This window comes from Streptomyces sp. NPDC014006 (genome assembly GCF_043088925.1).
GTDB lineage: Bacteria > Actinomycetota > Actinomycetes > Streptomycetales > Streptomycetaceae > Streptomyces.
The window spans coordinates 101259-114507 of the sequence record NZ_JBICAJ010000005.1 but is presented as its reverse complement, the minus strand read 5'-3'; the positions used below and the strand labels follow the sequence as shown (position 1 = coordinate 114507).

Here is a 13249-nt window from a genome sequence, read left to right as displayed (position 1 = left end):
GACGACGGCAGCGGCGCCGCGCGGGACGCCTGACGGACGACCACAGCCACCCCGTGCCGGCGTATGACCTCAGGCGGTCGTGGCCAGGGCCGTCACACCCAGGGCGACCAGGGCGATCACCTTCAGCAGTTCGAGGGTGATGTAGGCGAAGTGGGCGCGCGAGCGGGGCGCCTCCTCACCGGCGAGGATCCGGTCGCTGCGCCGGTTGAGCACCGGGCGGACCGCCGCCAGCTGCACCACCAGCAGCGCCACCGCGACCGCGGTGAGCGTGACGATCGCCGCGCTGGACGACCCCATGGCGACGGCCACCACGACGGCGACGGCCAGGACGGCCTCGACGAGGTTCAGCGCGCGGAAGACCAGACGGCCGATGGCGAGGCCCAGCGCCACCGTCACGCCCGGCGCGCGGAACTTCAGCGGAGCCTCCAGGAACGAGATGGCCAGCACCATGCCCAGCCAGGTGAAGACAGCGGCGCCCGCCACCGCGGCAGGTACTGCGTTCATATGAGGTCTCCGAAGGGTCGCAACGCACAGGCGCACGCACCTCTCGGTACCCCGGTGGTGCGTACACGCATCTCGGCCTACGAGTGTGACCGATGGGCCCGACGCGCCGTACAGCGGGTCTCGCCAGGCCGGGTCTCGCGAGAGGGGACCAGGGCGAAGGTCGCAGCCGGACGCCGGACCAGGGACCGGTGACGGGAGCGGGGGGTGATCCTTAGGGTGAGGGTATGCCTGAGACCGCCCGGTTCGACCTCGACAGCTACCTCCAGCACATCGGATGGCAAGGGGAGCGCCGCCCCGACGCCGTGACTCTGCGGGGCGTACACCTGGCGCACCTGCGGTCCATCCCGTTCGAGAACCTGGACGCCCTCCGCGGCACCGCGCCCTCCCTCGGCATCGCCGACCTCACCGCCAAGCTGCTGCGCAGCCGGCGCGGCGGCTACTGCTACGAGCACAACACCCTGTTCGCCCACGCCCTGGAGGCGCTCGGTTTCCGGGTGACCCGGCTGGCCGCCCGGGTCGTGGTGGGCGCCGACCGGCTGCACAGCCGCCCCCGCACGCACATGGCGCTGCTCGCCGAGGCCCCGGACGATCCGCAGCCGTACCTCGCAGACGTCGGGTTCGGCGCGCTCGGGGCGCTGCTGGAGGCCGTGCCGCTCACGGCCGGCACCGAGTTCCGCGACGCGGGACGCCGGCACCGACTGGTCCAGGCACCGCATCGCGGGCCGCTGCCGATGTGGGTGCTCGAAGCCCACCGGCCGGGAAAGGCCGACGTCACCGAGCAGGCCGCGGGTCGGCAGCACACCGAGATCGCCGAGCGCACCGAGGCCGCGGACGGAGCCGAGAACGGCTGGGAGGCGCAGTACGCCTTCACCGTCGAGCCCTTCGAGCACCCCGACTTCGAGGTCATCAACTGGCACATCGCGACCAACCCGCGCTCGCCGTTCAGCCGCAGGCTCCACGCGCAGCGGCTCACCGCCGACGGCGGCCATCTGTCCCTCGACGACCGGCTGCTGACCACCACCAGCGCGGACGGCACGGTCACCGAGCGCGAGCTGACGGACGAGCGCGAGGTCCGCCGGGTCCTGGACGAGGAGTTCGGCATCGCGGTCCCCGGCGGCCTGCCCCTGCTCACCCGATCATGATCGCTCCGCCCCGGCGGGCCGTTGTCAGTGCCCGGAACTAGTCTGCGGACACCTGACCATTCGCCCGATTCGGGGAGGTTCTCATGACCTCGCGTCTCAACCCCTACCTCAGCTTCGACGGCGACGCCCGCCAAGCGCTGGAGTTCTACAAGGACGTCTTCGGCGGCACCCTCACAGTGAACACCTTCGGCGAGTTCGGGCACCCGGACGCCGCACAGGCGGACAAGATCATGCACGGCATGCTGGAGACGCCCGCAGGCTTCACGCTGATGGGCGCGGACACCCCGCCCGAGATGCAGCGCACGGCGGGCAACAACTACTCCGTGAGCATCAGCGGCGACGACGAGAGCGAGCTGCGCGGCTACTGGGAGAAGCTGTCCGCCGACGCGTCGGTGTCGGTGCCCCTGGAGAAGCAGATGTGGGGCGATGTGTTCGGCATGTGCACCGACCGGTTCGGCGTGCCCTGGATGGTGAACATCACCCAGCCGCAGGGCTGAGCCGCCGAGCGGCATGCCCGTCAGTCCACGGGCGGCTGCCCGGCCAGATGGTCGTGGGCCACATGGGCGTGCAGCCGGACCCCGGTGACGAGGGTGTCGTCGTCGGCGTAGAAGCGCGGATGGTGGTTCGGCACCAGACCCCGGCCGCCCGGGGTCGGCACGGGGCGCCCGTCCTCGTCGAGTTCGGCGTCCTGGACGCCCAGCATGACGTACAGGCCGCCGAAGCGGTTGACCAGCTCGGAGACGTCGTCGTAGGCGAGGGTGGCGGAGGTCTGCACCACCCGCTCCTCGCCGACGACCCGGCGCAGTGCGGGCAGCGCTGCCTCGATCCACTGCCGGGTGTGGTGTACCGGCGGCACGTCCTGGAGGTATTCCACGGCGGCCGTGCAGCCGTACGCCCGCGCGGTGTGACCGGCCAGTGTGGCCAGCTGCTGCCGCACCTTCTCGAGGTCGCCGGCGACGGCGCAGCGGATCGTGCCCCACAGCGTGACCCGCTCGCCGATGATGTTGAACCGGCCGACGTCCTCCACATGCCCGATGGTCACCGTCACCGGGTGAAAGGCGTCGATCCGGCGGTAGAGCTGGCCGATCCCGGTCAGCACGGCACCGGCGGCCGGCATCGGGTCGATGCCCTGCCACGGCGTGGAGCCGTGCACCTGCTCCCCGTTGACCACGATCCTGACCAGACACGAGGCGCCGTACTGATTTCCCAGCCGGTAGCCCACGAAGCCCTTCGGGTACGGAGTGACATGCATCCCGAACGCCATGGTCGGCACGGGGTCGTCGAACGCACCCCGGGCCACCATCTCCCGCGCCCCGCCCGGTTCCTCGACCGGCGGCCCCTCCTCGGCCGGCTGGAAGACGAACAGCACGGTCCCGGACAGCTGCTCGCGCACTCCGGCGAGCACCGTGGCGGCCCCCATGAGCATGGCGGTGTGGCAGTCGTGCCCGCAGGCGTGCGAGACGGGGAACGGGCCGCCCGGGTAGTCCTCGTCGACCTCTCGCGAGGCGAAGTCGGTGCCGCACCGGTCGGGCACCGGCAGCGCGTCCATGTCCGCGCGCAACGCGATCGTCCGCTCCCCGGGCCGCCCGCCGCGCAGCACGCCGACCACTCCATGGCCGGCGATGCCGGTGCGCACCTCGGCCAGCCGGAGCGAGCGCAGATGACCGGCGACCAGGTCCGCGGTGGCGCGCTCACGGTTGGACAGCTCCGGATGTCGGTGCAGCCGGTGCCGCCACGCGACGACCTCCCCGGCCACCGTGGCAGCCAGCCGGTCGAGCTCCCCGCGCAACCCGCCCCCGCCGGTGATCCCGCCGCCGTTCATGGCGTGCCTCCCGCTCGCTCCCGCCGCCCCTCCCGGCCGCGCGGCGCGGCCCGTCTCCACGGTAGGCCCGTCCCACCCGGACCGACCGCACCTGGACAGACCCCACCCACGCCGGAGGCCGGCGCCCCGGAACAGGGCGCCGGCCTCGTCGCTGCCGTCAGGGCGGGGGTCAGACCGCCGGAGCCGGATACGTCGGGTACTCGACGCCGGAGACGTGCTGCACGACCCGGATGACCTGGCAGGAGTAGCCGAACTCGTTGTCGTACCACAGGTAGAGGATCGCGTTGTCGCCCTCGACCTTGGTGGCGCCGGCGTCCACGATCGACGCGTGCCGCGAGCCGATGAAGTCGCTGGAGACCGCGTCGGGCGCGCTGATGAAGTCGATCTGGCGGCGCAGCGGCGAGGTCAGCGACACGTCCCGCAGGTAGTCGAGGACCTCCTCGCGGGTGGTCTCGCGGGCCAGCTGCAGGTTGAGGATCGCGATCGAGACGTCCGGCACGGGCACCCGGATCGAGCTTCCGGTGATCCGCGCCTTGAGGTCCGGCAGCGCCTTGGCGACGGCCGAGGCGGCACCGGTCTCGGTGATGACCATGTTCAGCGGCGCGGAACGGCCACGGCGCTCGGACTTGTGGTAGTTGTCCAGCAGGTTCTGGTCGTTGGTGAACGAGTGCACGGTCTCCACGTGGCCGCGCTGCACGCCGTACTCGTCGTCCATCGCCTTCAGCGGCGGCACGATGGCGTTGGTGGTGCAGGAGGCGCAGGACAGGATCTGCTCGTCGGGCTTGATCGTGTCGTGGTTCACTCCGTGCACGATGTTCGGCACGTCGCCCTTGCCGGGGGCGGTCAGCACGACCTTGTCGATGCCCGGACGCAGGTGCTGCGAGAGGCCCTCGCGGTCCCGCCACTTGCCGGTGTTGTCGATGAGGATCGCGTTCTTGATGCCGTACGCCGTGTAGTCGAGCTCGCTCGGGTCGTTGGCGTAGATGACCTTGATCTCGTTGCCGTTGGCGAGGATCGTGCTGTTCTCCTCGTCCACGGTGATGGTGCCCTGGAACTGGCCGTGGATGGAGTCGCGGCGCAGCAGCGAGGCACGCTTGACGATGTCCTGGGCGCCGCCGCCGCGCACCACGATCGCGCGCAGCCGCAGGCCGTTGCCGGAGCCGGCCTTCTCGATCAGCAGGCGGGCGACGAGGCGGCCGATGCGGCCGAAGCCGTAGAGGACGACGTCGCGACCCTCGCGGCGCTCGATCTTGTTCGCACCGGCGGCACCGGCCACGGCGTCGGCGGTGAACTGCTCGATGCTCAGGCCCCGGTCGTCGCTCTTGTACGTCGCGGCGAGCATGCCGATGTCGATCTGGGACGGGCCGAGGTCGAGGGTGGTGAGTGCCTGCAGGAAGGGCATCGTCTCGGTGACCGAGAGCTCCTCACCGGCGATCTGACGGGCGAATCGGTGGGTCTTGAGGATGCTGACCACCGACTTGTTCACCAAGGAACGGCTGTGCAGCAGGACCGTCACGTCCCGCTCGCGGTGCAGCTTCCCGATGATCGGGATCATCGACTCCGCGATCTCCTCGCGGTGGTTCCAGTTGGTGAACGAGTCGTCGTTGACAGTCACGGGTCCAACTTTCGAGCTAGGTGGCGCTCATATGCTAACCGCACCGTCCGATGGCTCCGCCAGGTGGTCCCCTGCACCGTCACGTGACCGCGCTCACCGTGCCACCGGGCCCGCCCGCAGCAGCAGGACGGTGATGTCGTCGCTGTAGCGGCCCGTGGGCCACGCACGGTCCACGAGGCCGTCGAGCAGCCCCTGCAGATCACCGTGGTCCGCGTCGGCGAGGTGCGCCACGAGGTCCGCCGTGACCTGCGAGGCGTCCGCGCCGGGGACCTCCACGAGACCGTCGGTGTACAGGGCCAGGACCGCGCCCGGCGGCAGCGGCAGCGAGGTGGTCGGATAGCGGGCCCGGGTGTCCACGCCGAGCAGGGGACCGGGCTCCACCTCGACCGGCCCGGCCTGCCCCGGCCCGGCGCACAGCAGCGGGGCGACATGACCGGCGCTGGCCAGGGTGATGAGGTGCCGGTCCAGGTCGAGATGGACGTAGAGGCAGGAGACGAGCAGCTCGGAGTCCAGGTCGGTGAGCAGCCGGTTGGTGTTGGCCAGTACCTGGTCCGGGGCCGCTCCGGAGGTCGCGTGCGCGTGGATGGCGGTGCGGACCTGGCCCATCAGGGCGGCCGCGGCGACACTGTGGCCCTCGACGTCCCCGATCACCGCTGCCGCCGTACGCGAGTCCAGCCGCAGCACGTCGTAGAAGTCGCCGCCGATCTCCACGCCGTGGCCGGCCGGCAGATACCGGGCGGCCACCGCCAGGCCCGGCAGGGTCGGCAGGGTGCGCGGCAGCAGGGAACGCTGGAGCTCCTGCACGAGGAGCTGCTTGGCGTCGTAGAGGCGGGCCCGCTCCAGGGCCTGCGCGATCAGACCCGCCAGCGAGGTCAGCACGGCCCGCTCGTCGGCGGTGAAGGAGTGCGGCTTGTCGTACGACAGGATGCAGCAGCCGACCGGCCGTCCGGCGACGGTCAGCGGCAGGAAGGCCCACGCCTGCTTCCCGCTGATGCGCGGCGCGCGCGGATAGCCGGCCGCCAGCTCGGAGGGGGAGGAGAGGAACGCCGGCGCGCCGCTCGCGAGGACCTGGCCGGCCGGGGTGAGTTCGGTGTCCACCGGCAGTGCGTCGAGCCGCTCGACGACGTCCGGCGGGTAGCCGTGGTGACCGGTGATCCGCAGCCGGCCCGCGTCGGCCGCCGACAGCACCAGCCCCTGGGCGCCGAAGGCGGGCAGGATCTGCCCGGCGATCAGTGCGACCAGATCCCGCACGCCCACCGTCTCGCCGAGCGCGGCCGCCAGATGGACCAGCTGGTACAGGCGGCCCGTGGGGGCGAGGCCCGGACGCCGGGCCGGTGCCGCGGGTGCCCCGTCCGGCAGCGGCCCGCTCTGCGGGGTGACGCGCACGCTGATGCCGCTGGCGTCCGGGTACAGCTCGAAGGCCAGCGCCTCGCCGGGCGGGCGCACCGCGGTGAAGTACACCGGGGCACGGCTGACGACGGCGGTGCGGTAGTGGTCCTCGTAGACCGGAGCGTCCAGCCAGGGCAGCGACTCCCAGGGCCGGGTGCCCAGCAGCCGGTCGGCACCGCGGCCGATCAGCCGGGCTGCCGTGCGGGAGAGGAAGGTGATACGGCCCTCCAGGTCGAGTGACAGGGCTCCCCACGGCAGCCGCTCCACGTAGTCCGCCGCGGCCAGGCCCGTCTGCCGCGGGTGGTGTGCCGCGTCGACGGGGACACTGCGCGGCCGCTCGGGCAGCGACGGCGCGGTGGGCGCGTCGTCGAGCAGCTGCGCCAGGCGGCGGGCGCCGGAGATGATCCGGGCGCGTTCGCGGGTGGTGGTGCGGCGGGGGTGGTCCGCCGGCCACATCAGCACGATGCCGCCCCAGCAGCGGTCCGCGCCGCGCACGGGCATCGCGGCGAGCGCGAAGGGGTACGGCAGCACGGCGGCGGCCCGCGGGTAGCGGCGGACCATGTCGTCCTGGCTGCCGACCCACATCAGCCGGTCGCCGTGGATCGCGTCCACGACCGGGACGGGAGCGTCCAGCGGCAGGCGCTGCCAGGGGGTGGTGAACTCCTCGGGCAGCCCGCACAGAGCCACCAGGCGCAACATCGGCGGCCGGTGCTCCGGCCGGTTCTCCGGGCGGCTCGCCGCGCGGTCCTCCGCACGACCCTCTGCACCGCCGCCCTCCGCACCGCCCTGCGCACCGCTCTCGTCGCGGCCTTCCGCCGCCTCGCGCCAGGCGCCCGCCGCTTCGGGCATGGCGTCCGTCTGCTCGCGCCGGACGATCAGATAGAGCCCGCCGATGGAAGCGCCGGTGCGGCGCACCGTGTCGGCCAGGGCCGCGTCCAGGGCGTGCTCCGGCGTGCCGGCGCCCGCGGGCAGGGTGCCCCCCGCCGGGGGGCGCGGCCGCTCGTTGCGGCGTACGGAGCGCTTGCCGCCCATAGTCGGACGGTACGCCGGATGGGGCCGCCCGGCCCAGCGCTCGCCGGCGCCGTCGGTCACACCGTCTCCGGCGGGGGCACCCCCGCCGTCTCCGGCGCCGACGGTCACATCGTCGCCTGCACGGCCTCCTGGAAGGTCTTCATGCAGTGGAAGCAGTGCCTGTCGGTGTCGTCGGGGTCCTGGAGTCTCTCCTCGCGTTTCTTCATTCCGCACAGCGTGGAGGTCTTGTCGGTCGTCAGGACGTGCCACACCGGTTCACCCCGGGTGTCTGCGCCGCACCACATCTCGTGCATCTCAGCTACCTCGGTTCGGAATGGGGAGGGACGTCTCCATCCGAGCACGACGGCACAGGGCTGGCTCCCTGTGGCGGCCAGTCGGGTGAGCCGGTCTCGGGGCGCAGCTGAAAATCAGACGACAGTCAGGGCACGGCAGATCCTGAGATGGAAGTGCACTGGCCCGAGCGAGACGGACGCGCACCGCTCCGTCGTCCCGACCTCGCCGGCGATGACGATGGCCGCGCTCATCAGCCATATGCGGTGGGTCGAGCACACCTGGCTGGAGGTGCTGTTCCTCGGCGGCGACAAGACGCAGAACCCGTCCTTTGACGACACGGACGAGGACGCCGACTGGCGCACCGACGGCGTCCCGCTGAAGCAACTGCTCGCGCAGAACGAGGCCCAGTGCGCCCGAAGCAACGAGATCTACCGACGCTTCGCGTCGACTCCCTCCTCCGCCTTGCAGCTGTACGCACCAGGCCCCGCTCGGGTCGACCCAGAGGTGCCGCACCTCATGGCCGGCCTGATCCGAACGACAGGACCTAGCGGCGCTGGGCCGGGACGCCGGGGTGGGCCGTGCAGCGCGGTGGCGGTGTGCCGTGCTGGACCGGGCCCCGCTGATGGGCGCGCAGGGCCAGGCTGACCAGGGTCATCAGCAGGTCGATGTCCGTGTCGACCTCCAGGCGCACCGTCACCCACTGCGCCCCCGGGACCAGCCGCACCGCGGTCGCGCTGCCGAGGTCCTGTTCGAAGCGCCGTATGGCCCAGGTGGTCAGATGCAGGTCCACATCACGGGCGGTGTGGAAGTGGGCGATCTCGGCCTGGGCGGAACGCAGAGCGCGTCCGTTGCCGCAGCTCGGGGCGGTCTCGTCGAGATCCGCCCAGTTCGCCAGCCGGTCCATGGCTCGCAGGGCCAACGTCATGCGCTCATCATGGTGTGCTTACGGCCCGGCCACCAAGGGGTGAGCAATACGTAACCGAACCGCATCCTGAGGAGTGCAACCGTACGGCCGACTGGAATGTCCTTGTTGATGACACTTCCGTCCCCTCACCCAGAAGAAAGCGGGGGGCGTCATGCTTCATCATCCTCGCCGTGCGGCAACTGTCGTGGCCGCACTGATCGGTCTCTCCGTGGCCGGCGCCACGGCCTCCGCCGCTCCGCAGGCCGGGTCGGTGCCCAGCACGGCGCTGGTCACCAACGCCCGCTGGGCCGGTCACTGCACCTACGACCGGCTCGTGATCGACGTCCGGGGCGCCGTACCCAAGGTCACCGTGACGCCGGTCAGGCAACTGCGCTACGACGCGTCGGGCAAGCGGGTACCGCTTGCCGGACGCCACTTCCTCTCCATCAGGTTGTCGCCCGCCGCCGCGCACAACGCGGCCGGGCAGTCCGTGTACCGGGGGCCGCGTCTGACCACCATCCGTCTGTCCCAGCTCCGGGGGCTGGCCCTGACCGGTGACTTCGAAGGAGTGGTCTCCTTCGGCGCCGCCTTCCACAGCGACCCCCACTACCGCACCTACACGCTCCACTCCCCGGGGCGCGTCGTCCTGGACGTCCGGCACGGCAACGTCTGCCGCTGATCAGTCCTGCCGGCACTCCTGAAGCCTGCGCCTGGCGTGGGCCAGGAAGGCCTCCAGGGCCAGTTCGAAGGCGCGGTCGGCCCGGTGCGGGCCGGCCGCGTCCAGGGCCTCGGCCAGCCGCGGGGTGACCGAGGCGTCGCCGAGTTCCCACATCGCCTCGGGTGCGGCGAGGTCCAGCGCGGAGCCCAGGACCACGTTCTCCAGCGCGACCAGCACGGGCATCACCTCCGGCGTCGGGAAGCCCGCGTCGAGCAGCAAGGTGACGGCCCGCTCGTACTGCTCCAGCACCCGCGGTGCCCGCACCGGATTCGTCATCAGCAGCGGGATCGCCCTCGGGTGCGCCGCGAACGCGGCCCGGTAGGAGCGCGCCCAGGCCGCCAGCGCCGCGTCCCAGGGACGGACCTCGAGCGTGGCGATCTCGATGACCTGTGCCACCCGCTCGCGCAGCAGCTCCACGATGCCGTCGCGGCCGTCCACATGGTGGTAGACCGAGCCGGTCTGCACCCCGAGCCGCCGCGCGATCTGCGGGACGCTGAACTCGCCCTGCTCGTCCACGAGTTCCAGCGCCGTGGTGGTGATGCGCTCCCGGTCCAGCAGGGGTGTGCGCGGCCGTCCCATGTCTCGATCTTCCCCCTCAGGGTCTTCCCAGTCGTCTGAAGGGGAGGTTACATTGCGCAAACCGAAAGCCTTTCGGTTTACGGCGCCGGAGATCCCGTAGGCCCGTGTCCCGTCCCCTGCCCGCAGCTCAGAAGGGCTTCGCCGTGCCCGACACCCACGCCTCACCCCCGTCCGCCGCAGCGCTCAGAAGCGGCTCCCTCGGCACCGCCGACATCGCGTTCTTCGTCGTCTCCGCCGCCGCCCCGCTCACCGTCATGGCCGGGGTCGCCCCGCTGGCGATCCTGCTCGGCGGGATCGGCGCACCCGTCGGCTATCTGCTGGCCGGTGTCACCCTCGCCGTCTTCGCGATCGGCTTCACCACCATGAGCCGCCATGTCCACGGCGGCGGAGCCTTCTACGCGTACATCACGCGCGGCCTCGGCCGCAGCGTCGGCGTCGGGGCCGCCCTGCTCGCCCTGATCGGCTACAACGGCATGGAGATCGGCGTCTACGGCCTCCTCGGCACCGCCACCCGCGACACCGTCCACGCGCTGTCCGGCTCGCACGTGCCCTGGCTCCCCGTCTCCCTGGTCGGCCTGCTGGTCATCGGATACGGCGGATTCCGCTCCATCGATTTCGGTGCCAAGCTGCTCGGTGTGCTGCTGGTCGCCGAAACCGGCATCCTCGTCCTGCTCGCGGGCGGCGTCCTGCTCAAGGGCGGCGCGCACGGTCTGTCCCTCGCGTCCTTCACACCCGGCAACGTCCTCGTGCCCGGCACCGCCGCCGTCCTCGCGTTCGCGTTCGCCGCGTTCACCGGCTTCGAGTCGACCGTCATCTACCGCCGCGAGGCCCGCGACCCCGACCGCACGGTGCCGCGCGCCACCTACATCGCCGTCGCGTTCCTCGGTCTCTTCTACGCGTTCGTGGTGTGGACCGCCGTCCAGGCCTTCGGCGACAGCCACGTGGTGGAGGCGGCCGGGAAGGAGCCCGCCGGGCTGTTCTTTTCCGCGATCACGACCTATGTGGGCGGCTGGGCGGCCGACGTCATGCACGTCCTGATCGTCACCAGCGTCCTCGCGTCCCTGCTCTCCTTCCACAACGCCATCAACCGCTACGGCCTCGCCCTGGCCGAGGAGGGCGTCCTGCCCAGGGCGCTGGCCCGCGTCCACTCCCGCCACGGCTCCCCGTACGTCGCCGGGATCGGGCAGACCGTGCTCGGTGCCGCCGTCGTGCTCGCCTTCGCCGCGGCCGGCGCCGACCCGTACAACCAGCTGCTGCTGTGGGTCAACACCCCCGGCATGCTGGGCCTGCTGGCGCTGCAACTGCTGGCCGCGCTCGCCATCCCCTGCTACTTCCGGCGCATCCGGCACAGTGAGGGCGCCCTGCGCACCGTCGTCGCGCCCGTGGTCGCCGCGGTGCTGCTGGCCACCGCCATCGCCCTGGTGGTCACCCACCTCGACCTGTTCACCGGCGCCTCCGCGACCGTGAACACCGTCCTCGTGGCCGTCGTCCCGGCCGTGTTCCTCATCGGGCTCGCCCTCGCCGGCTGGCTGCGCCGCCACCGGCCCGAGGTGTACGCCCACTTCGCCGCCGAACCCGGCAGTGAGACCGCGGCTTCCCCGGCCGAACCGGCCGTCCTCGCCCGCGACTGACCCGCCACCCCGCCGAGCCCCACCGACCCGGCCATCCCCCCGAGCTCCAAGGAGACCCATGCCGACCGCCGACCTCGTCCTCACCGGTGCCCGAGTCCGCACCCTCGATTCGGACCGGCCCGAGGCCCGCGCGGTCGCCGTCCGCGACGGACTGATCGCGTACGTCGGCGACGAGACCGGCGTACGCGACTGGTGCGGGGCCGGAACCGAGGTGGTGGACCTGGCCGGCGCAAGCCTCGTGCCCGGCCTGGTCGACGGGCACAGCCACCCGGTGTGGGGCCTGGACATGACCTCCGGCACCGACCTCTCCCACGTCCGCGACCTCGAAGGGCTGCGCGGCGCGCTCGCCACGGCGCCCCGCACCGACGGCTGGGTCCTCGGCTGGGGCCTGGACCACAACGTCTTCGGCGGCCGACCCGTCGACCGCGCCCTCGTCGAGGACGTCCTGGACGGCGCGCCCGCCTTCCTGCGCCTGTACGACGGCCACTCCGCCCTCGTCACCGGCGCCGCCCTGAAGGCCGCCGGCATCACCGGCCCGCGCACCTTCGCCCAGCGCGCCACCATCACCACCGACGCCGACGGCCGGCTCACCGGACACCTCGTCGAGCACGCCGCGATGGACCTCGTCCACGAGGTCGCGCCCCGCCTGCCGTACGCCGAACGACGGGCGCGGCTGGTCGAGTTGCTGACCGGTATGGCGGCGACCGGGCTGACCGGCGCCCACGTCATGGACGGCGGTGATCCCGATCTGGTCGGCGCCGTCGCCGAGGAGACCGTTCTGCCGGTGCGGCTGCGCTTCGCCCCCTGGTGCATGCCCGGCGCCGACAGGGCCGCGCTGGAGGAACTGGTCGCCCTGCAGCGGCGGGCCGGGCGGCACTGGCAGGTGGGCGGCGTGAAGTTCTTCATGGACGGCACCGTCGAGGGCGGCACCGCCTGGCTGGAGCACCCGGACTGTCACGGCCAGGGCACCGAGGCGTTCTGGCCCGACCCCGAGGCCTACGGCGACGCGGTGCGCTTCCTGCACCGCGCCAAAGTGCGCACCGCCACGCATGCCATCGGCGACGCGGCCGTGCGGCACGTCCTGGACACCGTGGAGGCACTGGGGGAGGACGCCCGCTTCGCGCACCGGATCGAGCACATCGAGTCCGTGCCCGACGAGACCGTCCCGCGCTTCGCGAAGCTCGGCGTGATCGCCTCCATGCAGCCCCCGCACACCGCCTACACCCGGCCCGACCGCACCGACGAGTGGTCCACGCGCCTCGGCGAGACCCGCGCCGGGCGGGCCTGGCGGCTGCGTGACCTGCGCGACGGCGGCGCGGTCCTCGCCCTCGGCTCGGACTGGCCCATCGCCCACTACGACGCCCGCGCCGTCCTCGCCACCGCCCGCGCGCCCCGCGGCGCCGCCTCCGACCGGGCCGGGCTGACGGGCCTCCAGGCACTTCAGGGCTGCACCACCCACGCCGCCCTCGCGGCCGGGGAACAGACCGTCGCCGGCCGTATCGCCGTCGGGCTGCGCGCCGATCTGACCGCGCTCGGCGTCGATCCCGTCACCGCCCCCGCCGACGAGGTCGCCGACGCCCCGGTGCCGCTGACCGTGACCGGCGGCCACATCGTGCACCGAACGGTGGGCTGAGCACGCA

Annotated in this window: 13 protein-coding genes; 6 read left to right on the top strand and 7 right to left on the bottom strand. The window is 72.4% G+C overall.

Annotated elements, in window-relative coordinates:
* Window positions 1–69 precede the first annotated feature (69 nt).
* Window positions 70–504 (bottom strand): hypothetical protein, encoded by a 435-nt coding sequence (locus ACF1GV_RS18680; RefSeq protein WP_391681887.1) that lies wholly within the window; start codon window positions 502–504, stop codon window positions 70–72.
* A 224-nt stretch (window positions 505–728) separates the two neighbouring features.
* Between ACF1GV_RS18680 and ACF1GV_RS18675 the strand changes: the two genes are divergently transcribed.
* Window positions 729–1646, top strand: a complete 918-nt coding sequence (locus ACF1GV_RS18675; protein ID WP_391681885.1) for an arylamine N-acetyltransferase — start codon at window positions 729–731, stop codon at window positions 1644–1646.
* A gap of 83 nt (window positions 1647–1729) precedes the next feature.
* Entirely contained in the window at window positions 1730–2143 is a 414-nt protein-coding gene (locus ACF1GV_RS18670) for a VOC family protein (protein WP_391681882.1), read from the top strand.
* Between the two features lie 20 nt (window positions 2144–2163).
* Here the strand turns inward: ACF1GV_RS18670 and ACF1GV_RS18665 are convergent, their stop codons facing one another.
* From ACF1GV_RS18665 to ACF1GV_RS18650, 4 genes are all read right to left on the bottom strand, one after another.
* Window positions 2164–3468 (bottom strand): M20 family metallopeptidase, encoded by a 1305-nt coding sequence (locus ACF1GV_RS18665; protein ID WP_391681880.1) that lies wholly within the window; start codon window positions 3466–3468, stop codon window positions 2164–2166.
* 169 nt (window positions 3469–3637) lie between these two features.
* A complete protein-coding gene (locus ACF1GV_RS18660; protein WP_391681878.1) occupies window positions 3638–5083 on the bottom strand; it encodes a glyceraldehyde-3-phosphate dehydrogenase in 1446 nt (481 codons plus the stop codon).
* A gap of 93 nt (window positions 5084–5176) precedes the next feature.
* Complete coding sequence (locus tag ACF1GV_RS18655) at window positions 5177–7504, bottom strand: SpoIIE family protein phosphatase (protein ID WP_391681875.1); 2328 nt, start codon at window positions 7502–7504, stop codon at window positions 5177–5179.
* A gap of 104 nt (window positions 7505–7608) precedes the next feature.
* The gene (locus ACF1GV_RS18650; protein WP_363266074.1) at window positions 7609–7797 is read right to left on the bottom strand and encodes a hypothetical protein; all 189 of its coding nucleotides are present in this window, start codon (window positions 7795–7797) and stop codon (window positions 7609–7611) included.
* Between ACF1GV_RS18650 and ACF1GV_RS18645 the strand changes: the two genes are divergently transcribed.
* Entirely contained in the window at window positions 7721–8422 is a 702-nt protein-coding gene (locus ACF1GV_RS18645; protein ID WP_391681872.1) for a DUF664 domain-containing protein, read from the top strand. The genes ACF1GV_RS18650 and ACF1GV_RS18645 overlap by 77 nt on opposite strands.
* Here ACF1GV_RS18645 and ACF1GV_RS18640 read toward each other — a convergent pair.
* Window positions 8322–8702: a luciferase family protein gene (locus ACF1GV_RS18640; RefSeq protein WP_391681870.1), complete on the bottom strand. Its 381-nt coding sequence runs from the start codon at window positions 8700–8702 to the stop codon at window positions 8322–8324. The genes ACF1GV_RS18645 and ACF1GV_RS18640 overlap by 101 nt on opposite strands.
* A gap of 184 nt (window positions 8703–8886) precedes the next feature.
* Between ACF1GV_RS18640 and ACF1GV_RS18635 the strand changes: the two genes are divergently transcribed.
* Entirely contained in the window at window positions 8887–9360 is a 474-nt protein-coding gene (locus ACF1GV_RS18635) for a hypothetical protein (protein WP_391681867.1), read from the top strand.
* Here the strand turns inward: ACF1GV_RS18635 and ACF1GV_RS18630 are convergent, their stop codons facing one another.
* Entirely contained in the window at window positions 9361–9978 is a 618-nt protein-coding gene (locus ACF1GV_RS18630; protein WP_391681864.1) for a TetR/AcrR family transcriptional regulator, read from the bottom strand.
* 116 nt (window positions 9979–10094) lie between these two features.
* On the opposite strand from ACF1GV_RS18630, the gene ACF1GV_RS18625 reads away from it, so the two are divergent.
* The gene (locus ACF1GV_RS18625) at window positions 10095–11609 is read left to right on the top strand and encodes an APC family permease (RefSeq protein ID WP_391682928.1); all 1515 of its coding nucleotides are present in this window, start codon (window positions 10095–10097) and stop codon (window positions 11607–11609) included.
* 58 nt (window positions 11610–11667) lie between these two features.
* On the top strand, window positions 11668–13242 hold the full coding sequence (locus tag ACF1GV_RS18620) for an amidohydrolase (RefSeq protein WP_391681861.1): 1575 nt from the start codon (window positions 11668–11670) through the stop codon (window positions 13240–13242).
* Window positions 13243–13249 lie beyond the last annotated feature (7 nt).